This is a genomic window from Sphingorhabdus rigui (genome assembly GCF_014196595.1).
Taxonomy (GTDB): Bacteria; Pseudomonadota; Alphaproteobacteria; order Sphingomonadales; family Sphingomonadaceae; genus Sphingorhabdus_B; species Sphingorhabdus_B rigui.
This window is the reverse complement of the sequence record NZ_JACIEA010000001.1, coordinates 862,066-885,144: the sequence shown is the minus strand read 5'-3', so window position 1 is coordinate 885,144 and position 23,079 is coordinate 862,066. Positions and strand designations below refer to the sequence as shown.

The window sequence follows — 23,079 nt, the reverse complement described above, 5'->3', positions numbered from 1 at the left end:
AGCCCAGAATATTTATGCGCCGACCGCAGCAGCCACTTCAGCTGCAAAGTCAGACACTTCCTTTTCGATGCCTTCACCAAGCTGGAAGCGGACATAGTCCTTCAACACGATTGGCTTGCCGGCTTCTTTACCAGCGGCGGCAACAACGTCGGAAATCGGTGTCTTGCCGTCCATAACAAATGGCTGGCTCAACAAAGCATTTTCCTTTGCGAACTTCTTAACAGCGCCTTCAACCATCTTTTCGACGATATCGGCAGGCTTGCCGCTTTCCGAAGCCTTCTCACGGGCAATGCCACGCTCGCGCTCAAGTGTTTCTGCGTCCAAACCGGTTTCGTCGAGCGAAAGCGGGAATGCAGCAGCAATGTGCATCGCCAGTTGCTTGCCGAGGCCATCCAGCGCTGCAGCGTCTGCTTCGCTTTCGAGCGCCACGAGAACGCCGATACCACCCATGCCAGGCGCAGCAGCGTTGTGCACGTAAGACACGACGCGACCATTGCTGACCGAAAGCGACTTAACGCGGCGGATAACCTGGTTTTCACCGATGGTTGCGATGTTGTTGGTCAAACGGTCCTGAACGGTTTCGCCATCGCCATAAGGCGCAGCCAAAACCGCTTCAGCGTCATTTGCGCTCAGGCTCAAGGCAACATTGCTGACGGCAGCAACGAATTCTTGGAACTGTTCGTTCTTCGCAACGAAGTCCGTCTGGCTGTTGACTTCGATGGCGGTACCCTTGGTACCTTCAACGGCAACGCCGACAAGACCTTCTGCAGCCGTACGGCTCGATTTCTTGGCAGCAGTTGCAAGGCCCTTGGCACGCAGCAAATCTACCGCGGCTTCGATATCGCCATTGGTTTCTTCAAGCGCCTTTTTGGCGTCCATCATGCCGGCGCCGGAAAGCTCACGCAGTTCCTTGACGGCTGAAGCTGTAATTGCAGACATATTTTGTCCTTTCGAATGAATGCGGCGGCAGCCATAGCCGCCAATTTTGTCATTCCCGTGAAAGCGGGAAAATATGATCCGAAAACGATGTGTACACCGATATTTCGGGTCATGCCCCCCGAACAAGTCGGGGGGTCATAAGGTTTATTTACGCGTCGGCAGCCGGTGCTTCTTCTGCAGCGACTTCGGCTACAGGTGCAGCTTCTTCGGCCAATGCAGGTTCAGCAGCTGGTTCAACTTCGGCACCAAGGTCAACGCCCTTGGCAACCTTAGCATTTACGTTGCCCTTGGTCGCCGCAGTGGCAACGGCGTCGCAGTACAAACGAATGGCGCGCGCTGCGTCATCATTTGCAGGAACCGGGAACGCGATACCGTCTGGCGATACGTTCGAATCGAGGATCGCGATGACAGGAATGCCAAGAACATTGGCTTCCTTGATGGCGAGTTCTTCCTTGTTGGCGTCGATGACGAACATCACGTCAGGAATGCCGCCCATATCGCGGATACCGCCAAGGCTCATTTCAAGCTTGTCGCGCTCGCGGGTCATCTGAAGAATTTCCTTCTTCGTGAAACCGTGCGTGTCGCCCGAAAGCTGCTCTTCAAGCGTCTTGAGCTTCTTGATCGAGTTCGAAATGGTCTTCCAGTTGGTGAGCATGCCGCCCAACCAGCGGTGGTTGACGAAATGCTGACCCGATGCGCGGGCTGCGTCCGCGATTGGGCCCTGTGCCTGGCGCTTTGTGCCAACGAACAGAACCTTGCCGCCCGACGAAACGCTCTGGGCAACAAAATCAAGCGCACGTGCGAACAAAGGCACGGACTGCGAGAGATCGAGAATGTGGATGCCGTTGCGCGCGCCGAAGATATACGGCTTCATACGCGGGTTCCAACGGTGTGTTTGGTGGCCAAAATGGGCCCCAGCTTCAAGCAATTGCTGCATGGTTACGACAGGTGCCGCCATGGTACTTCTCCTTCCGGTTGAGCCTCTGGGAAACTAGAACGTCACTGTTGCCTAAAAGACAAAGATCAGCACCGGTATGTGCGTTTCCCATGTGGAATGAGCGCGCCGTTATAGTCGCGGTGGGGATTCGTCAAGAACAAACGCGTACAGCTGGCCAAATATTGGGCGCCCTTGCTATTAACAAAGCGTTCAGCCGACGCAGCTTAGCCCACACACTGGAACGGCATAAAGGCCATATATGTTAAAGTGCATTACGTTGTTATTGCCCATTGCCCTGCTGTGCAGTCCTTTGCAGGCCGAAGGCAATCCGTTGGGTGAGGCACTGGTATCCGCTCCTCCCGAACGCATTTCGTTTCTCGTCACTTTCGGCGAAGACAAATGCCCCAAGGCGGCAGGCGATGAAATTGTCGTGTGCGCTGCCCAACCCGAAAGCGAACGATACCGCGTTCCCGAATCGCTGCGTAAAGCCGAAGGCGCACCGGTTCGCGGCGGGAGCTGGACGTCCGCCGTCGAGAGCCTCGATGGCTATGCCCGCGCAGTTCTTCCCAACAGCTGCTCGGTAAACGGATCAAATGGATTTACCGGCTGCTCGCGACAAGGGTTACAGGCATGGTTCGCTGAAAGGCGCGGAAAAAGCGAAGGGCGTTGAACCTGTCCTGATTACGGAAGTTTTCCACAGATAATCCCCGAAATACTCCACTTCATTTCGTCGGTGAGAACATGCTTGACAAGTAAGAACAAATAGCGAACAAGGGCTCAAACGCTGCCCATGCCGGGCCAGCAAAGCCCGCTAAATAATTTGGCGGGGGACAGAAAGGACCAGTGCCATGACTATCGTAGCTTCCCTTCTTTTTGTGACCGCGCTTGGCTTGTCAGCCGGCACAATATTTTTAACAGTGCGCAACGCAATGCCGCGGATACGTGAAGTCGTTGCAATGGAATTTGCAGGCGAAGTTGCCCGCGAACGGCGCATCATATGTGGCGACATGCGTCGTCGCACCCCTGCAACGATTATCGCATTCCCGGTCGCTGGCCGCTCCATGGGCGAAATGCGCCTCGCCGCTTAATAAGGTTTATTGCACAAACGGGCCGAGCATATCGGCTGCATCATCACGCCGCCGTCATGGCGGCGTTTTTGCGTGTGCGTTATATTTGCCATGTTGCACCACGGCTATATCCGCTAGCGTCGGGTATAAAAAAAGGGCGGGTGCTTTCGCCCCGCCCTTTTTCCCAAATAGATTTGGCCTGTCTTAGTTGACGGCATCCTTAAGCGCCTTGCCAGCCTTGAACTTAGGCTGAGTCGATGCTTTGATGGTCATTGGTTCGCCAGTGCGTGGGTTACGGCCGGTCGAAGCCTTACGCTTTGCAACGCCGAATGTGCCGAAGCCAACGAGACGTACTTCGCCACCGCTCTTCAGCGCGCCAGTGATTGCTTCAAAGGTCGCTTCTACTGCTTTACCAGCATCTGCCTTGGTCAGGCCGCTTGCGTCTGCAACTGCATTGACGAGATCTTGCTTGTTCATATTGGGAACCCCCCTCTCAAAAATTGTATGAAACTCAAAACATTGATTAATTGAGTCGCGGCGTGAGCCGGTCGCGCGATAATGATGACATTGCGTGCACTGTCAAAGGAAAAATCCGCCCAAAACCGTCATTTTCTGTGAAAAACTGCCAGTTTCAACGATAACGACCAACCGAAAGCAATAAATCACCCCTTAATGGGTCACCGACGCCCCGTTTTCGCCGCCAACTGCAGGCGGCAAGGCCGCAGCAAGTTCATCGGCTTCCGTCCATTCTACGGCCACCAGAGGCGACACCAACGCACGCGCCAGCACCTGATCGACATGGCTGACAGGAATGATTTCCAGACCTTCTTTTATGTTGCCTGGAATATCGGCGAGGTCCTTCTCGTTCTCCTGCGGAATGAGCACCGTCTTGATGCCGCCCCGGAGCGCGGCGAGCAGTTTCTCTTTCAGTCCGCCAATTGGGAGCACGCGTCCGCGCAAGGTAACTTCACCCGTCATGGCAACGTCGCGATGCACCGCAATGCCGGTCAAGGTCGAGACGATACATGTCACCATGCCGATACCTGCCGATGGACCGTCCTTAGGCACAGCACCCTCGGGAAGGTGGATATGGACATCCTTGCGCCCGAACAGGCTTGGCTTAATGCCATAGCTCGGTGCACGCGCCTTAACGTAGCTCAAGGCGGCCTGAATGGACTCGCCCATCACTTCGCCCAGCTTACCGGTGGTCTTGATCTGGCCCTTACCCGGAACAGTCACAGCTTCGATGGTGAGCAGTTCGCCGCCAACTTCCGTCCAAGCAAGCCCCGTAACCGCGCCAATCTGGTTTTCTTCCTCGCCCATATCGTGGCGATATTTACGGACGCCCGAAAAATCTGCGAGATTATCGGGTGTGATGGCAATGCTGGTGGCTTTGCCTTCCAAGATGCGGCGCAGCGCTTTACGCGCCAGCTTTGCAATTTCGCGCTCAAGCGTACGCACACCGGCTTCGCGCGTGTAATAGCGGATCAGATCACGCAGAGCATCGTCGCTGACCGAGAATTCTTCCGGCTTCAACCCATGAGCTTCGATTTGCTTGTCGAGCAAATGTCGCTTCGCAATCTCTAGCTTCTCGTCTTCGGTATAGCCTTCCAACCGGATGATTTCCATGCGGTCCAAAAGCGCCTGTGGCAAATTAAGGCTGTTAGCCGTTGTCACGAACATCACGTCGGACAGGTCCAAGTCGATTTCCAGATAATGGTCGTTGAACTTGTTGTTCTGTTCTGGATCGAGAACCTCAAGCAATGCAGACGCCGGATCGCCACGAAAATCCTGACCAAGCTTGTCGATTTCATCGAGCAAGAACAGCGGGTTCATCGTTCCTGCTTTTTTCAAATTGGCCGCGACCTTACCGGGCATCGAACCGATATAGGTCCGGCGATGGCCACGAATCTCCGCTTCATCGCGCACGCCGCCAAGCGACTGACGGATAAACTCACGTCCCGTTGCCTTAGCAATCGATTTGCCAAGCGACGTCTTACCAACGCCGGGAGGTCCGACGAGGCACAAAATTGGGCCTTTAAGCTTGTTGGTGCGTGCCTGTACCGCAAGATATTCGACAATGCGGTCCTTGACCTTTTCGAGGGCAAAATGGTCCTCGTCAAGAACTTCCTGCGCCTTGGCAATATCGCGCTTCAGCTTGGACTTTTTGCCCCATGGTATGCCCAAAAGCGTATCGAGATAATTGCGCACGACGGTCGCCTCGGCCGACATGGGTGCCATGCCGCGTAGCTTTTTCAATTCGGCATTGGCTTTCGCCTTTGCCTCTTTGGACAGCTTCGTCGTGTCGATCTTATTTTGAAGCTCGGCCACTTCGTCGCCGCCTTCGCCATCGTCATTGCCCAACTCGCGCTGGATGGCCTTCATCTGTTCATTCAGATAATATTCGCGCTGGGTCTTTTCCATTTGGCGCTTCACGCGGCCACGGATTTTCTTTTCGACCTGCAATACGCCCAATTCGCCTTCCATGAAGGCAAACGCCATTTCCAGGCGGCGAAGCGGGTTCGCTTCAACCAGAAGCGATTGCTTATCCGACACCTTTAACTGGATATTGGCCGCGACGGCGTCCGCAAGCGCCGACGGCGTTTCGATCTCCGAAAGCTGCACCGCGGTTTCAGCGGGCAATTTCTTATTGAGCTTCGAATAATTTTCAAACTGGTCCGCGACCGAACGCATCAGGGCGGTGGCTTCAGGACCTTCTGCATTTTGTTCGACAACGAGGGATACCGCCGCTTCGACATATTCGCTGCCCTGCTCAACCAAATCGCGCAGCTGCGCGCGCTGCTTGCCTTCAACCAGAACGCGCACAGTACCGTCAGGCAGCTTCAGCAACTGCATAATCGTCGCGGTTACACCGATATCGTACAAATCATCTTTGCCGGGATCGTCCTCGGCAGGATCAAGCTGCGCGACGAGGAAAATTTCCTTGTTCGCCGCCATCGCTTTTTCCAGCGCGACGACCGACTTATCCCGCCCCACAAACAAGGGCACAATCATACCGGGGAAAACAACGATATCGCGCAAGGGCAATAAAGGCAGGTTCAGATCCATAGATACTCCAACTGGGGTCGCGCAAAAATGCGGCACGCCCGTTGCCGCTCAATATGAGTGCTCTGCGCAGGCTTTCAATGCATCTGGTCCCCAAAAGCGCAATTTGCTGGGGAAAAAACGGGTTTAAATGAAAATGGCGCCAATGTTGGCGGGATTAAAACGGCAGTTTGAACCCGGCAGGCAAAGGCAGGCTGCTCGACATTTTGCCCATTTCAGCATTGCTCGCGGCATCCGCTTTTTCACGGGCGTCATTAAATGCTGCGGTAATGAGGTCTTCCAGCATCGTCTTGTCAGCAGGAACGATCAGGCTGTCATCGATTGCCACATTCAAGATGCGGCCTTTTGCCGTGGCGCGGACTTTCACCAAACCGCCGCCAGACTGGCCTTCGACATGAATGGTGTCGAGCGTCGCTTGCGCTTGTTCCATTTGCTGCTGAATGCTTTGGGCTGCCTCTTGGGCTGCCTTGATCATGTCTTCCATGCTTTTCATGCGCTCTTACTCCATTTCATGTCATGCGCGTCGCTGTCGAGCAGCTCCGCCTCCGGAAACGCAGCAAACGCCGCTTTGACCAGAGGTGACTCCAATATTATGCGCTTTTCAGCGTCGATCTTCGCTTGCTCTTGCTCCAACAAACTTGGTGCAGCCTCGCCAGCGCGCTCTTCAACGTCCCAGCGCGTGCCGGTCACCTTCGCCAAAGCATCACGCAGTTCCGCAACAAAACCGGGCGCAACGGGCCCCGCCAGCTGATATGCCAATACCGGTGGCGCATATTCAACCAGACGGACAACATCCCGCAGGGTCATCTCCAGACCGACAAAACCCTCGCGCGCCAAACGATCCAAAAGTGCATGGAAATCGCTAGGCATTAACGTCTGCACGGTCGCGGACTGTGGCGCGCTCGGTCCAGTGGCCGCAGAGGCCGGTGGCGCAGCAAAGCTGCCCTGCCCAATCATCTTGGCCAACTCACCGGGATCGGGAAGTGTCGCGGCGTGAATAACGCGCAAAAGCGCCATGTCCGCAGCATCAAGCGGTACAGAGGCACGCGCGACCTCTTCCTGCCCCTTCAGCAACAGCTGCCACAAACGGTGCAGGACTGGAAAGGACAGACGATCCGCATGCTCTTCCACCAATGCAGCAGCGTCGGCATCCAAAGCGCCATCGCGCGGTGCGCCAACCTTTGCGAGCGTCAGCCGGTGCACTTCGGACAAAAGCCCGGCAAACATCGCGAGCGGCTCAACGCCCAGATTATATTGGCTGCGGGCTTCCGCCAGCATGCCTTGCGCGTCGCCCGCCAATATCAGGCCAAACAACCGACGGATTGCGCCGCGATCCGACAGGCCAAGCATATCGCGCACTTGCGCAGCCGTAACCCTGCCGTCACCTTCCATGTCGGCATGGGCAATGGCTTGATCGAGTATCGACAAGCCGTCGCGTACGGAGCCCTCGGCGGCTTGCGCAACCAATGTCAGCGCCTCAACCTCGGCCTCAACATGTTCTTTGGCAGCGATGTCCGCGAAATGGTCCGCCAATTTTGCGGTGGAAATACGCTTAAGATCAAACCGTTGGCACCGTGACAAAACGGTGATCGGAACCTTATTCACTTCGGTCGTCGCAAATAGGAATTTGACATGGCCGGGCGGTTCTTCAAGCGTCTTCAGCAACGCGTTAAACGCGTTTTTCGACAGCATGTGGACTTCGTCGATGATGTAAATCTTGTAGCGTGCCGAAACGGCAGAATAGCGCACAGCCTCAATAATTTCACGGACGTCATCCACGCCGGTGTGGCTCGCGGCATCCATTTCGATGACATCGATATGGCGGCCTTCGGCGATAGCAACGCACGGCTCGCAGGTGCCACAGGGATCAATCGTCGGGCCACCCTGCCCGTCCGTACCAATGCAGTTCAGCGCCTTGGCAATCAGCCGCGCCGTCGAGGTTTTACCGACACCGCGCACGCCAGTCATCAAAAACGCATGCGCCAACCGATCGCGCTTAATCGCATTGCCAAGCGTCTGCACCATCGCATCTTGGCCAATAAGCTCGGCAAAGGTTTGGGGACGATATTTGCGGGCCAGCACGCGGTAAGCCGCTCCACCGGTATTTGCCGGAGCAGCAGCTGGCGCTGACGGCATGGGTGCGGCAGGAGCTGTCGGTTGCGCTACGGGCGGCAATTCCAGGCCAAGTCCCAAAGCATCATCGGGCATATCCGGGTCGCGTTCTGCGAATTCTGGGCGATTGGAATCGGGCATCATCGTTACGATAGGACGGTCACCGACCTTTGTCGAAGTTTTCTAAAAGAAAAGGCGGGGAAAAGTAGGAGCCGGATGACCCGCAGCGAATTCGTTGTGGCTGCTTCCGTCAGGATCTGACCAGGTTGGCGAGTGCCACGTCCATCCGACTCCCACGCCGCATATGGCCGCGACATCGGTGAAATGCAAGTGGGGCGGAAACGAATGTGTTAAGGCGCGTGTATCGTGCCGGCGAACCGTTCATTTACCGCAATTCCATAAGCTTTCCTACCGCTAGCGCTTAAGCGTTTCGCAAATACCAGTCATAGTCGATTGACGGGACCTGACCGAAATAGCGGTCCTGTTCGACGCGTTTGACGATTGTGAACATGTCCACAAAGCGTTCGCCCAGATACTCGCGCATCAGCTTTGACCCATGGAAGCGGTCAACCGCAGCGAACCAGTTGCTTGGCGGATTGTCATCGCCTGAACTGTCGCGGTCATACCCATTGCCGACGACTGCGGGGCCGGGATCAATCTGGTTGACGATGCCGTGATGGATACCCGCAAGAACGCCCGCGACGGCCAGATATGGGTTGGCATCAGCGCCGCATGCGCGGTGTTCGACATGGCGGCTTGCCGCCGGGCCTGCCGGTATCCGGAAAGAAACGGTGCGGTTGTTGACGCCCCATGTCGGCGCGACGGGCGCATAGCTGTTCGCCTTGAACCGGCGGTAGCTGTTTGCATGCGGCGCAAAGAGCGCGAAACAATCGCCCACCGCTGAAATCATGCCGCCAATGGCGTGGCGCAGCATTGGCGTGCCTTCGGGATCATCCGACGCAAACAGGTTGTTCCCGTCGGCATCGTTCATCGACACGTGAATATGCATGCCGGAGCCTGCTTGTTCCGCAAAGGGTTTGGCCATGAAGGTCGCTTCCAGACCATGTGCTTGCGCCACGGCCTTCACCACCCGTTTGTACATGATTGCATCATCGCACGCCCGCAACACGTCGGGCTTGTAGCGCAAGGTCAGCTCGCACTGCCCCGGCGCAAATTCGGATATAGCGGATTCCAGGGGAAGCCCCTGAATATCGCAGGTTTCATACAGCTCATCAAAGAACGGCCGGAAGTCGTCCAGTTCACGCAGGCCATAAACCTCAACCATTTGTGGTGTTTGGTGGCTATAATCGGGCCGCGCTGGGCGAATGGAACCGTCACGGGCACGCTTCGGGTCCAACAGATAAAATTCAAGCTCGACCGCCAATGCCGGGGTCAGCCCCATTTCTGCGAAACGGTCAACGACCAAACCCAACACATGCCGCGAGTCCAGATCATGCGGCTGACCATCCAGCTCATAAAAATCGACCATGAATTGCGCGGCATTGTCCCCCGCCCATGGCGTCCGGACGAGTGTTCCCGGGATTGGTTTCATCGAACGATCAGCGTCGCCATCCTCCCAGACCAAGCCTGTTTCAACGGTATCTTGTCCAGTAATGTCGACCACGGTGATGGAACCGGGGAAAAAGCGACCGATTTCATACACCGATAGCACCTCATGCTGGCGCAGACGTTTGCCGCGCGGCACGCCGCCCATGTCGGTGTAAATCATTTCGACAGAGTCAATATCCGGGTTCGCCGCAAAAAAGGCCTCAGCCTCGCTTCGTGCGGCGATGGTCGCAGATGACTTGGCCCGCTTAATTGTCATGACGTCACTTTCACTTACCCTGTTTAAGACGCTTGTAGCTCAGTCAGCGCATTGTTCAACTCAAACGCCAACCGATCGACCTGCGCCGGCGACGTCACGGGGCTGACGAGCATCATATTATGGAAAGGCGCCAGCAATATGCCGCGGTTGGCGAGGTATAAATGGATCGCACTTTCCAACGCATGGTCCATCACGGCGCGCGCCTCGCTGCCGTTACGCGGCGGCACCGCAGAGCATATCATTTCCACGCGGGCACCGACATGGCTGACATGCCAGTCAAGCTGGTGCGCCGCGATCACGGCATTCAATCCCGATACCAGCCGGTCCGCGGTCGCCAACATATGGGCATAAGCATCCCGCGTAATGACCTGCCCCAACATCGCGTGCATGGCCGAGATAGCGAGCGCATTAGCCGACAATGTCGTGCCGATGCCGCTATGTCCCGGCGGACGCGACTGGTTCAGCGCCGCCATCTTTTTCGCGATTTCGTCCGTAAACCCATAGACCGCACATGGCACGCCGCCGCCGATGGATTTCCCCACCACCATGATATCAGGCTTTGGTCCGTGGGTGTTACTGTGCCCGCCATAGCCCGAAGAAATGGTGTGGGTTTCATCAAGCACCAATATCGTGCCCGTTTCGTCACACAAGGCGCGCAACGTCTCCAAAAAGCCCGGCGCGTCTCGCACCATGCCGATATTGGTCATCAAAGGCTCCGCGAGCACACATGCAATGTCGCCGCCCCGCAATGCCGCCGCAAGTGCATCCACATCGTTAAACTCGATTGCGACAGTGGTCGGCAGCAAATCCTGCACCTGTCCGATCAGGCTTGGCCGATTGACCGCCTCGCCATCACGCAGGTCAACAAAAACATCATCGACCGCGCCATGGTAACAGCCATTGAAGATCAAAATCTTGTCGCGGCCGGTCAACCCACGGCACCAGCGAATAACGGCGCGATTTGCCTCGCTTGCCGTGGTCGTGACTTGCCATTGCGGCAGCCCGAACATTGCGGCGAGCATATCGCCCACGTCTGCACCCTTTGATGTCGGGAGCATATAGCTGAGCCCCTGCCCCGCTTGCCCGGTCAGGGCCTCGACCAATGGCTGCGGCGAATGGCCAAACATGCTGGCTGTATCGCCAAGGCAGAAGTCATCGAAGACGTGCCCGTCAACACTCGTCAGCGTCGCGCCAGACGCCTCCTGAGCGACGATCGGGAATGGCGTGGACCAATCGAGCATCCAATGGAATGGAACACCCTGAAACCAGCTTTTTGACGCTTGGGACTGCGCATGCGACTTTGGGTTGGCTTCAACAAACCGCGCAACCTCACGCGTGCGCATCATTTCTATGGCGGCCCTTGCTATCACAGTCGGTCTCGCATTGCATAATAGAGCAGTCCAAGGGTCGCGAGCGGCCGCGCCAACCACTTGCCGCCCGGGAACCGGCTGTGCGGCAGGCTGGCAAAGACATCGAACTGCGACATGGTGCCAAGCACAGCCTCTGCCATCACCTCGCCCGCGACCGTTGTGACCAACGCGCCATGACCGGAGAAGCCGTGTGCGTAGAAAACATTCCCTTTGCGCCCCATGTGCGGCAGCCGGTTCATCGTCACGCCCACTGCACCTCCCCATGCATAATCGATCTTCGTCTGGGCAAGCGAGGGAAAGACCTCAACCATATGCTTTCGGACAAATCCTGCGATGTCTGCCGGCGGGCGTCGGACATATTTTTCACCACCACCGAAAATCAGGCGTTTATCTGCGCTCAATCGGAAATAGTTCAAAACAAACCGGCTGTCCGCAACCGCCGCGTCACTGGGCAAAAGCTGGTCGGCATTGGGCAATGGCGCTGTCGCGATGTTATAATTCATAATGGGGACAGTGTAGCGGCCAAGTTCCGGCGCAATATCGCCCGTCCAGTTGTCGGTGGCAATGATCACGTGACGGGCGTTGAGCGATCCTGCCCCCGCCGCGATCTCGACATAGCCAGCCCGGTCCACCGGCGTTTGCGCGGTGGTATTTTCGAATATCAAAACACCTACGGCCAGCGCCGCTTTTGCTAGTCCAAGCGCGTAGTTCAACGGATGGAAATGCCCACCTTTGGCGTCATAAAGGCCGCCGTGGTATGCGCCGCCGTTGATGTGTGTATTGATGTCGGAAGGTGCGACAACCTCGACTGAATCCCAGCCAAATTCGCGCGCCAAAAAAGCGGCCTCGCGTTGCATGTCGTCGAAATGTCCCGGCTTATAGGCGGCTTCGAGATGACCCGATTTCAGATCGCATGGGATATCATGCCTGACGATGCGGTCATGCACCCTTGCGCCTGCACCCCATGCCAAATCGAATATGGCTTTTGCCCGCTCTCGTCCAAACTCCGCGTCGATTTCACGCATCGACCAACGCAGCCCGGGAATGAGCTGCCCGCCATTGCGGCCTGATGCACCAAAGCCGATGGTCTGGGCCTCAAGTAAAGCGACCTTAAGCCCTTTTTCGGCGCAGGCTAATGCGGCCGACAAACCCGTAAAGCCGCCGCCAATGACCGCGACGTCGCAATCCAAAGCGTAATCGAGCGGACGCTGCGTTTCCCAGCCATGCGCGGTCGCGCGGTAATAGCTGTCATTCAACCGATCAGGCATCACACCCTCAGCAACAAATGCTCGCGTTCCCAGCTTGATACGACCGATTGGTAATTGAACAATTCATAGTCTTTGATGGCATAGAAAATGTCGAAAAACTCTTCGCCAATCAGGTTGCGGACGGGCTTACACGCGCTGAAGCGGTCCAGCGCTGCTTCCAAGGTTCGGGGGAGCGTCCGCGCACGATTATAGGCGCTGCCCGTTATCGCCTTGGCCGGGATCATGCGTTCCACCATGCCGATATAGCCACAAACCAAGGATGCGGACATCGCGAGATAGGGATTGGAATCCGCGCCGGGCAAACGGTTTTCGACGCGGCGATTGGCCTTGTCAGAAATCGGCACACGGAAGCCGCAGCTGCGGTTATCTTCGCCCCATTGGACGTTAATCGGTGCGGCGCTGTCGGGACGCATCCGGCGGAAGCTGTTCACGTTCGGCGCCCAAAGCGGCGATACTTGTGGCATGAACTTCACAAGCCCCGCGATATAACTCCGGAAAAGCGCGCTGTCGCGGCCATTGGCGTTCGAAAACAGATTGCGGCCGGTTTCAGCATCCACCACCGATTGGTGCAGATGCATCGCGCTGCCCGGTTGGCCCGCCATCGGGTTGGCCATGAATGTGGCATAGACACCATGCTGCTTGGCCACAGCGCGCACAACGCGTTTGAATAGAAATACCTGATCCGCAAGCTTCAGCGGGTCGCCATGCAGAAAGTTAACCTCAAGCTGGGCAGCACCCATTTCGTGAATCATCGTGTCGATGTCGAGACCCATCAATTCACAGTCATCATAGATGTGATCGATGATGTCTTCATATTCATTCATCGCCTCAAGCCCATAAGGCTGGCTTGCCGTTTCCGCCCGTCCGCTCGACCCCGTCGGCGGCACAAGCGGAAAGTCCGGATCGACATTTTGGCTGACGAGATAAAATTCAACCTCGGGCGCAATGATGGGTTTCCACCCGCGGCTGGCGTAAAGGGCCAGAATCTTTTTCAATATCGTGCGCGGCGCGATTTCCACTTCAGTGCCATCACCATGGAGGACGTCAGCAATCACAAATGCGGTTGGCGATTTAAAACCGGGCGCAACGCAGATGGTGTCGGGATCAGCGATCAGGATTTTGTCTGGATCCTTGTCCCAAATATCTTCGATATCTTCGGGATAATGGCCGTCGATTGTGCAGATAAAGACACTACCGGGAATGCGGAGCGATTTATCGCGGACAGACGACAGGAATTTCTTGGCCGGCAAAACCTTGCCGCGCTGCACGCCGTTAATATCAGGAACGATGCATTCGACCTCGTCGATCTTATGCTCGGCTATCCAATTGGCGAGGTTTATAGTCATAAAACAATATGTGCGCAGACCGACTTGAAAAGGTCAAGCCAGCCCGCGCACATCATGGAATTCAATTTACGGTCTTAGAAACCGTAGCTGAGCGAAAATACGACGCCAGCCGCGCTGTCTTTAAATGCAAACACCGAACGACGGTTGGTGTCGACATAAGATGCGCCAAGTGTAAAGCCTGCAACATTAGCCGTCAGACCAAGCGTCCAATCGAGCTTTTCACTGCCCGCGGTAAACGCGCCATCTTCAATGCCTATTGAGCCGACGATCGAAATTGGTGAGTCAGGCAAAGCGATCGACGCATTGGTAGCGACATAGACGTTATCGGTGTTACCGGTGTTGTCCTGGCTTGGGACGTAGCTCAACTGAGCGCCAACGGTTGCGGGTCCGACGGTTGAGCCGAGCTTACCGGTCAGCTCAAGATAGTTGAAGCTGGAGACGCCTGGATAGACATAATAAGTCGCACCGATGTCGTAAGTCAGTTCTTCACCGCCCGAAAAACCGGCATAGAGATCAACTTCAAGATCATCGCCCGCATTTTCGGAGAGATTTGAAGCCCACGCACCGACATAAAAGCCGGACTCATGCTTGACGGTCAAATATGGCTGAAGCGCAAAGCCCTTATCAGAGAGCGATACGCCGCGGAAACGATAGTCGGATACCAAAGCGGCACCGCCGGAAACAGTGATTGGGCCGGAGGCTTCTTCTGCCGCCGCGTCCTGGGCGAAAGCAGGAACGGAAATGGCCATCGCGCTCATCGCGACGCTCATTGTTGCCAGCTTCAAAATGGATTTACGCATAAAATTACCCCTTCTTAGGTACACAAAAAACTGCGCCGAAAGCGACCGCATAGCGCTACATCCGGCAGATACCGTTCTATCCCGCTAAATCTAAATGCCTGCGCAATACCGATACATATCGGCCTGCGCTTTATTGTGCAGGTGCACACAAACATCAAAACTTACCGCAGGCAAGCAATTTTGTGTCAATGTCATTGTCCTTTTTACGCAATGTGACAAAACCGTCACAGTCTGACGCAGGATTGCGGTATCGGCGAGCGCAGCACAGAGTAACGCCGCAAAAATTCCTTAAATGGCCGGGGCGTTACAAACTTGCCGCCCAGTTCGATTTTAAGCGATTAGTCAAACAGCCGCGGCGGGACGGTACGATTGACGACTTCACGCAACGCAAATGCGGTTTCGATGCGCGCGACCCTTGGCAATCGGGCAATTTCCTGCCGGTGAATGAGCTCATAGTCCTCAATCGATGCCGCACGCACAACGAGCAGATAATCATTCCGGCCGCTCATAAGGTGGCACCGGATGGTTGACGGGCTTCCCACCACGGCGGCTTCAAATGCCGCCATGGCCTCTTCGCTTTGGCTATCAAGCGTGATGGTGACCATCACCGTTGCCGCGAGCCCAAGTTTGCGCAGATTCACATCTGCGCGATAGCCACGCAGGATCCCTTCATCCTCCAATGATTTTTGCCGCCGCGCAGCCGCGCTTGGCGACAGGCCGGCAGCTTCCCCCAATTCCGCCTGCGTTGCCCGTCCATTCTGCACGAGTGCACCCAATAATTTACGGTCTGTCCGATCAAGCTGCATAAATTCTTCGCCAATATAAGTAATTTCGACAATTCTATGCGCATATTCACGCAAACAGGCGAATCTTTGCACAGTATCGTCATATCGAAGATGCTATTTCCGATACAGATAATTTTTCAGGAGTGAGATTATGCGTGTCGGCGTCCCCAGCGAAATCAAAGTGCATGAATATCGTGTTGGTTTAACCCCCGGCGCGGTTCGTGAATATGTCGCCCATGGCCATCAGGTTATGGTGCAATCGGGCGCAGGCGCGGGCATCATGGCCAGCGATGATGCCTATCGCGCAGCGGGCGCGGAAATCGCCGCAACAGCCGCAGAAATCTTTGCTGGCTGCGACATGATCGTAAAGGTCAAGGAACCCCAACCGAGCGAATGGGTGTTGCTGCGCCCCGGCCAGTTGCTTTTCACTTATCTCCACCTCGCCCCAGATCCTGAGCAGGCCAAAGGCTTAATCGCCAGCGGTTGCACTGCAATTGCTTATGAAACCGTCACCGATGACAAGGGCACCCTGCCCCTGCTGGCACCCATGAGCGAAGTCGCTGGCCGCTTGGCCATTGAGGCAGCAGGCGAAGCGATGCGGCGCAGTAAGGGCGGCGCGGGCATATTGCTTGGCGGCGTTCCCGGCGTTCCTGCCGGCCGCGTTACCGTTCTGGGCGGCGGCGTTGTTGGCACCCACGCCGCGCGTATGGCCGTTGGCCTTGGCGCGGAAGTCACCATCGTTGACCGCTCAATCCCGCGCCTTCGCCAGTTGGATGAGCTGTTCAACGGACGGGTTCGTACCCGCTATTCCACACTGGAAACCATCGACCATGAGATTAGCATCGCCGACGCCGTGATTGGCGCCGTCCTTATTCCCGGCGCAAGCGCACCCAAGCTGGTCACCCGCGAAATGTTGAAGCATATGAAGCCGGGGTCGGTTCTGGTCGATGTCGCGATTGACCAAGGCGGCTGCTTTGAAACCAGCCATGCCACCACCCACGCCGAGCCAACCTATGTCGTTGATGGCATTATACATTATTGCGTCGCCAATATGCCCGGCGCCGTTCCGCAAACCAGCGCAGCGGCACTCAACAACGCGACATTGCCTTATGGCCTAGCGCTAGCAAGCAAGGGTACCGCCGCGCTTGATGGCGGCACAGAAACCGGTCGCGGTTTGCTCGCCGGTTTGAACGTACATCGCGGCAAGGTGACGAGCCAAGCCGTCGCTGAAAGCCTTGGCCTTGATTTTGTCACGCCGGAATCCGCGCTCGCCGCGTGACTTGCGCATGCTCAAGTGCTAACGGCACTGCATGGGCAAAGAGGGCAGAATAACGGCGCATCAAATCGCCGCAATGCTGGGGGTGTCACAACCAACAGTGTCGCGGGCGTTGCGCGGTGACAAAAAGGTAAATGAAGTCACGCGGGCGCGCATTGTCGCGCTCGCCAACGAACTTAATTACTCGGTCGATCACAACGCCCTGCGCCTGCGCACACAGCAAACTTACTCCATTGCGCTGGTTATTCTGTGCCGGCGCGGAGAGAATAAGGCCAACATCAATCCATTTTACCTGTCGCTATTGGGCTGCATCGCGGCGTCCGCTTCCGAGCGCGGCTACAACCTTATCGTTTCGTTTCAGGATTCCCCGGCAAACTTCTTCGCCAATTACACCGGCAGCAGACAAGCAGACGGCTTGATTGTCATCGGCAGCGGCCAGAATATCGAAGGCTGGCAGTTTTTTGGCGAATATGCGCGGCACAACACGCCGATGATCTGTTGGGGCGCAAGCAAAGAAGACCTCATTTCCATCAAGAGCGACAATGTGCAGGGTGCACGACTTGCCATTGAACATTTGCTGTCGAGCGGATGTAAGAAAATTGCCTATATTGGCCCCACAAACAGCGAACAGCCGCCATTTCAGGATCGACTGACAACCTACATGGCGGTGATGGCACAAAAGGGCATGCCACCCATCTGCCCGCCGCTTCCCGAAAACGCGGTACGCGAAGACCAAGGCTATGCAGCGGTAAACGGGCTTATCCGCGACAAGATCGATTTTGACGGCCTGTTCTGCGCCAACGACTTCATTGCGCTGGGCGCAATGCGCGCGCTTGATGAGCACCACATCGCGGTTGGCACCGACGTGCGCGTCATCGGCTTTGATGGCATTGCAACCGGCGCCTATGCGCAACCGCCGCTCACCACGATTGAGCAGGACTATGTTCAGGCCGGTGAAATGCTGGTGGAGGCTTTGATCGCCGTTTTGAAGGGCGATGCCCCAAACATCGCACCTGTGCCGGTTAAGCTGCTGAAGCGCGGAACTGCTTAAGCGCGCGCGACCTCAACACATGAGGTGCCCAAATCAAGCGCAGCGATAAAATCGCTGTATAACAATCACTTATTCAGAAAAATGGTGGACAGGGCTGGATTCGAACCAGCGTACGGAAAACCGGGCAGATTTACAGTCTGCTGCCTTTAACCACTCGGCCACCTGTCCACTTCTTTGACGGGGCATTATGCCAAAGCATAAGGGCCGGTCCCGACGAAGAAGCAGCCCAATGGCGAAACGGCCCTTGCCTGTCAATGCCTCAAGTGGGAAAGGGGCCTATATCGTCTTCTTTTTCATCAACAGGTGTTTCAAATGTCTTCCCATAAGAGCCAGCGCCGCCGCGGCGCTGCAGTTTCCAGCGGCAATCCCAAATTTTACGGCCGTCACGCCGTATATGCCGCGCTCGATAATCCCGATCGGCGACTCATCAACCTGTGGGGCACCCGCGAAGAAATCGGCAAAATCGTGATTCCCGACGGGCTGACGGTTCAATATGCCGAGGTGAATGATTTGGCGCGCTTTGTACCGAAAGATGCACCGCATCAGGGACTCGTGCTTGAAGTTGCGCCATTGGAGGACGTCTGGCTGACCGATGCACTTGCGGTCGACAATGATGATAACCGCCCGTTGCTGATTCTCGATCAGGTCACCGATCCGCACAATGTCGGTGCAATCTTCCGCACGGCCGCCGCATTCAATGCAGTCGCCGTTGTGACGCAGGACCGGCACGCGCCGCCTGAATCCGGGGCACTGGCGAAGGCGGCTTCGGGTGGGCTTGAAATCACCCCATGGGTCCGGGTTGTTAATCTGGCACGTGCATTGGAAGAAATTGCTGAGGCTGGATATTGGCGAATCGGTCTGTCGGGCCATGCCAGCGTGACGTTGGACGAAGCGTTGACGCCGGGCCGCAACGCGCTTGTTCTGGGCGCTGAAGGTGATGGCATGCGTCGTAACATTGAAGAACATTGTGACCAGCTGGCGAAGCTGCCAATCAGCGAACAAATGGAGTCGCTGAACGTATCGAACGCTGCGGCGATCGCATTATATGCGGCCACCGTCCGGCGGGGCTAAACAAGGACACCAATGATGCTGCAGAATCGCGTAAATTTAGGGATGAAGGTCGCTGCTGCGCCGGTGGCGGTGCTAGGCGTAGCGCGCTGATGGGTATTCCTGCTGCACAATTGCATGCTGCCCTTGATGCACTGGCAGCGCTTGAACCGGGCATAGCGCAGGCGCTTGCGGTCACGGGCTACCCGGACGAGCGCATCCGAGAACCGGGCTATGCGACATTGCTGCGCACGATTGTCGGGCAACAAGTGAGCGTCGCGGCCGCCGCATCGGTGTGGAACAAGCTTGAAGCGCTCATTGGCCCAGAATGCCCGCCAGACAAGCTGTTGGCGCAAGATTTCGACGGCTTGAGAGCCTGTGGGTTGAGCCGCCAGAAACAAGGCTATGCGCGCTCGCTTGCGGAGCTCGTGCTGTCGGGCGAATTGCCGCTCGATGCCCTGCCCGCCGATGATGAGGAGGCGATTGCCTACCTCACCCGCGTAAAGGGCATTGGCCGCTGGTCTGCGGAAATATATTTGCTTTTTGCCGAGGGCCGGACCGACATTTGGCCCGCAGGCGATCTCGCTGTGCAAGAAGGCGTGGGCCGTTTGCTGAAGCTGGATGCACGGCCATCGGAAAAAGACATACGCGTCATCGCCGAACGCTGGCGTCCCCATCGCGGCGCGGCCGCCATTTTCACTTGGCACATTTACGCCAAGGGATTTCAGGCGATTTGATCAAGGCTAGAGCTTCAGTCCGTTCTTCAGTCCAAGCAAAGCCGCTGCAGCAATATTCAGTTGACGTTTCGGGTAAATTAATGTGGCTGACAGACATGTGAATAAGGGAGAGACGAAATTATGTCCGAAACGCAAAAAAGCATTTTCATCACTGGCGCCGCGTCGGGTTTAGGACGCGAAGTTGCGCGTTACTTTGCCAATGTCGGCTGGTTCGTGGGCCTTGCTGACGTCAATGAAAAGGGTCTGGACGAAACCGCGGCTTTGTTGCCAGCAGGTCAATGGTCGCGCCACCGCCTTGATGTGACGGATCGTGCGCAGTGGAAAGCCGCCGTCGCCGACTTTGCCAAGCACACAAATGGCCACATGACGGTCTTGTTCAACAATGCGGGCATTGGATCGGGCGGACCTATTCAGGACATGACCGACGAGGACATCGACAAGATGATCGCCATCAACCTGACTGGCGTTATCAGCGGAACCCGCGCCTGTTTTGATCTGTTGAAAAATACGTCTGATGCCTGCGTCCTCTACACCAGTTCAGCCGCTGGCATCTACGGATCGGCTGGACTTAGCGTGTACAGCGCAACCAAGTTCGCAGTGCGCGGTCTTGCCGAAGCGCATGACATTGAATGGCGCCCTTACGGGATTAAGGCCCGCAGCCTCATGCCCGGCTTTATCGACACCAACATCATTGGCGCGGTTGATACGAACAGCAACATGACCGGCAAAGAAAAATTGCAGTCGGCTGGCGTCGAAGTCAGCCCGGTCTCGATCATAGGTCCGGCCGCATGGGACGCCATCCACGGTGACAAGGTACACACGCCCGTCAACAAAATGGCGAAGCAACTTGCTTTTTCTGCCCGCTGGTTTCCGAACCGGTTGCGCAAGCAATTAGGCTTACTGGGCGGTTTAGGCGATGTGGTTAAGCCGTCGGCGCAATAGCGTCGATGGCCGCGGCCAGATCAACGTCGCGCCGCGATAAACCACCGGCATCATGCGTTGTCAGCAATATCTCAACGCGGTTGTAAACGTTGAACCATTCGGGATGATGGTCTGCTTTTTCGGCAAGGATCGCGACGCGCGCCATGAAACCGAACGCTTCGGCAAAATCGGCAAAACGCAAAGTGCGCCTTATCCCTTTTGCATCAGCGTCATATGACCACAAAGGCAGCTGTTCCAAAACTGCGTTGCGATCCGCTTCATCGAGTCTTGAAACCTGCATAACGTCATCCTGATTTTGCAATTGGTGGAATTCATGCCTAAGTCGCCCAATGTCGTCACGTCAAGCGCCCTTGCCGTCCATCAGCGTTGACAATGTCGCGGTTATCCGTGGCAATCGGCTCGTGCTGCGCGGGCTGACGGTCACTGCGCGCAGTGGTGATATCATTTGGGTCCGTGGCGCGAATGGCTGCGGCAAATCTACGTTGCTTCGGCTCATCGCCGGTCTTTTGCATGCAACAGCGGGGTCGATACAGACGGAAGGCCGGATTGCCCTCGCCGATGAAAATCTCGCGCTTGATGCAAATTTGACGGTCGCAAAAGCCCTCATGTTCTGGGCAGATATGGACGGCGCATCTGCCGACGCGCGCAGCGCAGCACTGGCGGACATGGATTTGCAAGGTCTGGCGCAGGTTCCCGTGCGCTTCCTGTCGACCGGCCAGCGCAAACGCGCCAGTATCGCACGCGTGCTCACGTCGAAGGCGGATATCTGGTTGCTCGACGAACCCTATAATGGCTTGGACAGTGCAAGCTGCGCCCGGCTTGATCAAGCCATCACGGCGCACGCCGCAACCGGTGGCATAGTGCTCGTCGCGGCCCACCAGCCGCCATCAATTAACGTGGCGCACAGCCTCATTCTCGACAGGCCGGAGGCCGACGCATGAAGGCATTTGCAGCCTTGGTTGCGCGCGAAGTGCGTGTGGCATGGACGGGCGGCGGCCTATGGCTGCCAGTGATATTTTATCTTGCGGTTGCGACGCTGTTTCCGTTTGTGACGGGGCCTGACAAGGCACTCCTTGCGCGCACGGGCGGCGGCATATTGTGGATTGCTGCGCTGCTGGCGACGCTCCTGCCGATTGAGCGGCTTATACTCCCCGACCGGCAAGCGGGCATATTGGATCAGCTGGCGATGCGTGGCTGGTCGGACGAATTGGTCGCCACCGCCAAAATCATTGGCCAGATTTTTGCCTTTGCCCTTCCGCTCCTTCTCGCGACCGTTGTCGGTTCCGCGCTGATCGGATTGCCTGAGGCACAATTGGGGACATTGCTGCTTGGCCTCGCCTTGGCGCTGCCCGCGCTTTCCGGGCTGTCGGTCACCATCGCAGCGCTAACGGCGGGCCTTAGCGGGGCGAGCGCGCTGGGCGGGCTGCTGCTCGTACCCATCACGATACCGTTGCTGATCTTCGGCGCGGGCACATTGTCCGAAAATCCCGGCAACGCGATGCAGCTGCTTGCCGCGACTGCACTGGCCATTACGGCTTTGTCGCCCTTTGCCGCCGGCGCGGCGTTACGCGCAGGCCGCACTTAAGGAACAAACCGCACCTGTCGCGGGGCTCATGTGCGGCCCCGCCGCCGCGCAGCTTATCGCGCCGCGATTTTCTGCGCATAGCCGTCGGCAACCATCGCTTCGACCATATCGAACAGCTTTTCGGGATCCTGCGCGCGCAGAACCGGAATGCCTGCCTCCATCCCTTCGGCGATAACAATCTCCCGCTTTCCGGCATCAACTGCGTCCCAAATCGTGGTTGCGACAACGTCTGGATCAATACCGTTATCGATGGCAGCATCGCTCGTGCCGCGCACCGTTCCGTCGGCATTCAATGCATTGCGCGATACGTTGGTCCGCACAGAACCCGGCGCGACGACGAGCACTTTGACGCCCTGCCCGGCAACTTCGCTGCGCAACGCATCGGCATAGCCGATCAACCCGTGCTTTGCCGCGCAATAGGCAGTCCGCATGGGGATGCCTGCCTTGCCAGCAACACTGGAGATCATAATAATTTGCCCATGCCCATTCGAGACCAAATGTCCCAAAAGCGCTTGCGTGAGCGCAATCGGCGCAAGCAGATCGACATCAACAATCCGCTGGTAAACCGACAGATCGGTATCGAGGGCGGGTGAGCGCTGCGAAATGCCTGCATTGTTGACTAGCACATCGATCTTGCCCTGATAGGCAATGGCTTCAGCAACCTTTGACGGCAAGGCCGCATAATCGACGGTGTCAAATGGCAGGATGCAGCAGCGCTCAGGCACGCCGGTAGCATGCGCGACGCGTTCCAGTTCAGGCACATTTCGGCCGGACAACACCGCGTGGCCGCCGCTTCCGACAAATGCTTTGGCCAGCGCCTCACCTATCCCCGACGATGCGCCCGTTATCCAGGCTGTTTTATGCGACTGATCGACCATTTTTGCTCTCCCTTTGACGCGCTTGGTCAACCGTGGCTTCGTCGCTGT

23 protein-coding genes, 1 tRNA gene and 1 other RNA gene are annotated in these 23,079 nt (G+C 56.7%); 9 read left to right on the top strand and 16 right to left on the bottom strand.

Features of this window, described 5'->3' with window-relative positions:
- Positions 1-12 precede the first annotated feature (12 nt).
- Both tsf and rpsB read right to left on the bottom strand, forming a co-directional pair.
- Entirely contained in the window at positions 13-939 is a 927-nt protein-coding gene (tsf, locus tag GGR91_RS04120; protein WP_183940313.1) for a translation elongation factor Ts, read from the bottom strand.
- 148 nt (positions 940-1,087) lie between these two features.
- Positions 1,088-1,897, bottom strand: coding sequence for a 30S ribosomal protein S2 (gene rpsB, locus GGR91_RS04115; RefSeq protein WP_183940311.1), 810 nt, complete (start codon positions 1,895-1,897; stop codon positions 1,088-1,090).
- A 238-nt stretch (positions 1,898-2,135) separates the two neighbouring features.
- On the opposite strand from rpsB, the gene GGR91_RS04110 reads away from it, so the two are divergent.
- Complete coding sequence (locus GGR91_RS04110) at positions 2,136-2,546, top strand: hypothetical protein (protein WP_183940309.1); 411 nt, start codon at positions 2,136-2,138, stop codon at positions 2,544-2,546.
- A 178-nt stretch (positions 2,547-2,724) separates the two neighbouring features.
- Positions 2,725-2,964: a hypothetical protein gene (locus GGR91_RS04105; protein WP_183940308.1), complete on the top strand. Its 240-nt coding sequence runs from the start codon at positions 2,725-2,727 to the stop codon at positions 2,962-2,964.
- A gap of 183 nt (positions 2,965-3,147) precedes the next feature.
- Here GGR91_RS04105 and GGR91_RS04100 read toward each other — a convergent pair whose 3' ends face one another.
- From GGR91_RS04100 to GGR91_RS04050, 11 genes are all read right to left on the bottom strand, one after another.
- Positions 3,148-3,420 (bottom strand): HU family DNA-binding protein, encoded by a 273-nt coding sequence (locus tag GGR91_RS04100; protein ID WP_183940306.1) that lies wholly within the window; start codon positions 3,418-3,420, stop codon positions 3,148-3,150.
- 192 nt (positions 3,421-3,612) lie between these two features.
- Positions 3,613-6,012, bottom strand: coding sequence for an endopeptidase La (lon, locus tag GGR91_RS04095; RefSeq protein WP_183940304.1), 2,400 nt, complete (start codon positions 6,010-6,012; stop codon positions 3,613-3,615).
- Between the two features lie 154 nt (positions 6,013-6,166).
- Positions 6,167-6,502: a YbaB/EbfC family nucleoid-associated protein gene (locus tag GGR91_RS04090; RefSeq protein WP_183940302.1), complete on the bottom strand. Its 336-nt coding sequence runs from the start codon at positions 6,500-6,502 to the stop codon at positions 6,167-6,169.
- The gene (locus GGR91_RS04085; protein WP_183941545.1) at positions 6,499-8,145 is read right to left on the bottom strand and encodes a DNA polymerase III subunit gamma/tau; all 1,647 of its coding nucleotides are present in this window, start codon (positions 8,143-8,145) and stop codon (positions 6,499-6,501) included. The genes GGR91_RS04090 and GGR91_RS04085 overlap by 4 nt, the downstream gene beginning before the upstream one ends.
- Positions 8,146-8,323: 178 nt before the next feature.
- An RNA gene (gene ffs / locus GGR91_RS04080) (signal recognition particle sRNA small type) lies at positions 8,324-8,418 on the bottom strand.
- A 124-nt stretch (positions 8,419-8,542) separates the two neighbouring features.
- On the bottom strand, positions 8,543-9,946 hold the full coding sequence (locus GGR91_RS04075; protein ID WP_183940299.1) for a glutamine synthetase family protein: 1,404 nt from the start codon (positions 9,944-9,946) through the stop codon (positions 8,543-8,545).
- A gap of 23 nt (positions 9,947-9,969) precedes the next feature.
- Positions 9,970-11,292 carry an aspartate aminotransferase family protein gene (locus GGR91_RS04070; protein WP_221204212.1) on the bottom strand — a complete coding sequence of 441 codons (1,323 nt, stop codon included), beginning with the start codon at positions 11,290-11,292 and terminating at the stop codon, positions 9,970-9,972.
- Positions 11,293-11,312: 20 nt separating this feature from the next.
- Positions 11,313-12,584, bottom strand: coding sequence for an NAD(P)/FAD-dependent oxidoreductase (locus tag GGR91_RS04065; RefSeq protein ID WP_183940295.1), 1,272 nt, complete (start codon positions 12,582-12,584; stop codon positions 11,313-11,315).
- The gene (locus tag GGR91_RS04060) at positions 12,584-13,930 is read right to left on the bottom strand and encodes a glutamine synthetase family protein (RefSeq protein WP_183940293.1); all 1,347 of its coding nucleotides are present in this window, start codon (positions 13,928-13,930) and stop codon (positions 12,584-12,586) included. Before GGR91_RS04060 ends, GGR91_RS04065 begins: the two co-directional genes overlap by 1 nt.
- 74 nt (positions 13,931-14,004) lie before the next feature.
- Positions 14,005-14,730, bottom strand: coding sequence for a TorF family putative porin (locus GGR91_RS04055; RefSeq protein WP_183940291.1), 726 nt, complete (start codon positions 14,728-14,730; stop codon positions 14,005-14,007).
- Positions 14,731-15,068: 338 nt separating this feature from the next.
- Complete coding sequence (locus GGR91_RS04050) at positions 15,069-15,536, bottom strand: Lrp/AsnC family transcriptional regulator (RefSeq protein WP_183940289.1); 468 nt, start codon at positions 15,534-15,536, stop codon at positions 15,069-15,071.
- Between the two features lie 130 nt (positions 15,537-15,666).
- Here GGR91_RS04050 and ald point away from each other — a divergent pair, with 130 nt between their 5' ends.
- Together ald and GGR91_RS04040 are read left to right on the top strand one after the other, a co-directional pair.
- Entirely contained in the window at positions 15,667-16,794 is a 1,128-nt protein-coding gene (ald, locus tag GGR91_RS04045; protein ID WP_183940287.1) for an alanine dehydrogenase, read from the top strand.
- Between the two features lie 31 nt (positions 16,795-16,825).
- Positions 16,826-17,842 (top strand): LacI family DNA-binding transcriptional regulator, encoded by a 1,017-nt coding sequence (locus GGR91_RS04040; RefSeq protein ID WP_281370180.1) that lies wholly within the window; start codon positions 16,826-16,828, stop codon positions 17,840-17,842.
- 82 nt (positions 17,843-17,924) lie between these two features.
- On the opposite strand, the gene GGR91_RS04035 is transcribed toward GGR91_RS04040, so the two are convergent.
- A tRNA-Tyr gene (locus GGR91_RS04035) sits at positions 17,925-18,010 on the bottom strand.
- Between the two features lie 144 nt (positions 18,011-18,154).
- Here GGR91_RS04035 and rlmB point away from each other — a divergent pair.
- The 3 genes from rlmB to GGR91_RS04020 all read left to right on the top strand — a co-directional run bounded on the left by rlmB (position 18,155) and on the right by GGR91_RS04020 (position 20,568).
- A complete protein-coding gene (gene rlmB / locus GGR91_RS04030) occupies positions 18,155-18,913 on the top strand; it encodes a 23S rRNA (guanosine(2251)-2'-O)-methyltransferase RlmB (RefSeq protein WP_183940283.1) in 759 nt (252 codons plus the stop codon).
- Between the two features lie 89 nt (positions 18,914-19,002).
- Positions 19,003-19,626: a DNA-3-methyladenine glycosylase family protein gene (locus GGR91_RS04025; RefSeq protein ID WP_183940281.1), complete on the top strand. Its 624-nt coding sequence runs from the start codon at positions 19,003-19,005 to the stop codon at positions 19,624-19,626.
- A 120-nt stretch (positions 19,627-19,746) separates the two neighbouring features.
- Positions 19,747-20,568 (top strand): SDR family oxidoreductase, encoded by an 822-nt coding sequence (locus tag GGR91_RS04020; RefSeq protein ID WP_183940279.1) that lies wholly within the window; start codon positions 19,747-19,749, stop codon positions 20,566-20,568.
- Here the strand turns inward: GGR91_RS04020 and GGR91_RS04015 are convergent.
- Positions 20,549-20,848: a 4a-hydroxytetrahydrobiopterin dehydratase gene (locus GGR91_RS04015; RefSeq protein WP_183940277.1), complete on the bottom strand. Its 300-nt coding sequence runs from the start codon at positions 20,846-20,848 to the stop codon at positions 20,549-20,551. The two genes, GGR91_RS04020 and GGR91_RS04015, sit on opposite strands and share 20 nt — an antisense overlap.
- A gap of 49 nt (positions 20,849-20,897) precedes the next feature.
- Between GGR91_RS04015 and ccmA the strand changes: the two genes are divergently transcribed.
- The gene (ccmA, locus tag GGR91_RS04010; protein ID WP_183940275.1) at positions 20,898-21,509 is read left to right on the top strand and encodes a heme ABC exporter ATP-binding protein CcmA; all 612 of its coding nucleotides are present in this window, start codon (positions 20,898-20,900) and stop codon (positions 21,507-21,509) included.
- Complete coding sequence (locus GGR91_RS04005; protein ID WP_183940273.1) at positions 21,506-22,153, top strand: heme exporter protein CcmB; 648 nt, start codon at positions 21,506-21,508, stop codon at positions 22,151-22,153. The genes ccmA and GGR91_RS04005 overlap by 4 nt, the downstream gene beginning before the upstream one ends.
- A gap of 53 nt (positions 22,154-22,206) precedes the next feature.
- On the opposite strand, the gene GGR91_RS04000 is transcribed toward GGR91_RS04005, so the two are convergent.
- Positions 22,207-23,031, bottom strand: coding sequence for an SDR family NAD(P)-dependent oxidoreductase (locus GGR91_RS04000; protein ID WP_183940271.1), 825 nt, complete (start codon positions 23,029-23,031; stop codon positions 22,207-22,209).
- Positions 23,032-23,079: the final 48 nt, after the last annotated feature.

Coding starts and splice junctions, on each gene's coding strand:
- tsf (WP_183940313.1), bottom strand. CDS start 939: ATGTCTGCAATTACAGCTTCAGCCGTCAAGGAACTGCGTGAGCTTTCC.
- rpsB (WP_183940311.1), bottom strand. CDS start 1,897: ATGGCGGCACCTGTCGTAACCATGCAGCAATTGCTTGAAGCTGGGGCC.
- GGR91_RS04110 (WP_183940309.1), top strand. CDS start 2,136: ATGTTAAAGTGCATTACGTTGTTATTGCCCATTGCCCTGCTGTGCAGT.
- GGR91_RS04105 (WP_183940308.1), top strand. CDS start 2,725: ATGACTATCGTAGCTTCCCTTCTTTTTGTGACCGCGCTTGGCTTGTCA.
- GGR91_RS04100 (WP_183940306.1), bottom strand. CDS start 3,420: ATGAACAAGCAAGATCTCGTCAATGCAGTTGCAGACGCAAGCGGCCTG.
- lon (WP_183940304.1), bottom strand. CDS start 6,012: ATGGATCTGAACCTGCCTTTATTGCCCTTGCGCGATATCGTTGTTTTC.
- GGR91_RS04090 (WP_183940302.1), bottom strand. CDS start 6,502: ATGAAAAGCATGGAAGACATGATCAAGGCAGCCCAAGAGGCAGCCCAA.
- GGR91_RS04085 (WP_183941545.1), bottom strand. CDS start 8,145: ATGCCGTCAGCGCCAGCTGCTGCTCCGGCAAATACCGGTGGAGCGGCT.
- GGR91_RS04075 (WP_183940299.1), bottom strand. CDS start 9,946: ATGACAATTAAGCGGGCCAAGTCATCTGCGACCATCGCCGCACGAAGC.
- GGR91_RS04070 (WP_221204212.1), bottom strand. CDS start 11,292: ATGATGCGCACGCGTGAGGTTGCGCGGTTTGTTGAAGCCAACCCAAAG.
- GGR91_RS04065 (WP_183940295.1), bottom strand. CDS start 12,584: ATGCCTGATCGGTTGAATGACAGCTATTACCGCGCGACCGCGCATGGC.
- GGR91_RS04060 (WP_183940293.1), bottom strand. CDS start 13,930: ATGACTATAAACCTCGCCAATTGGATAGCCGAGCATAAGATCGACGAG.
- GGR91_RS04055 (WP_183940291.1), bottom strand. CDS start 14,730: ATGCGTAAATCCATTTTGAAGCTGGCAACAATGAGCGTCGCGATGAGC.
- GGR91_RS04050 (WP_183940289.1), bottom strand. CDS start 15,536: ATGCAGCTTGATCGGACAGACCGTAAATTATTGGGTGCACTCGTGCAG.
- ald (WP_183940287.1), top strand. CDS start 15,667: ATGCGTGTCGGCGTCCCCAGCGAAATCAAAGTGCATGAATATCGTGTT.
- GGR91_RS04040 (WP_281370180.1), top strand. CDS start 16,826: ATGGGCAAAGAGGGCAGAATAACGGCGCATCAAATCGCCGCAATGCTG.
- rlmB (WP_183940283.1), top strand. CDS start 18,155: ATGTCTTCCCATAAGAGCCAGCGCCGCCGCGGCGCTGCAGTTTCCAGC.
- GGR91_RS04025 (WP_183940281.1), top strand. CDS start 19,003: ATGGGTATTCCTGCTGCACAATTGCATGCTGCCCTTGATGCACTGGCA.
- GGR91_RS04020 (WP_183940279.1), top strand. CDS start 19,747: ATGTCCGAAACGCAAAAAAGCATTTTCATCACTGGCGCCGCGTCGGGT.
- GGR91_RS04015 (WP_183940277.1), bottom strand. CDS start 20,848: ATGCAGGTTTCAAGACTCGATGAAGCGGATCGCAACGCAGTTTTGGAA.
- ccmA (WP_183940275.1), top strand. CDS start 20,898: ATGTCGTCACGTCAAGCGCCCTTGCCGTCCATCAGCGTTGACAATGTC.
- GGR91_RS04005 (WP_183940273.1), top strand. CDS start 21,506: ATGAAGGCATTTGCAGCCTTGGTTGCGCGCGAAGTGCGTGTGGCATGG.
- GGR91_RS04000 (WP_183940271.1), bottom strand. CDS start 23,031: ATGGTCGATCAGTCGCATAAAACAGCCTGGATAACGGGCGCATCGTCG.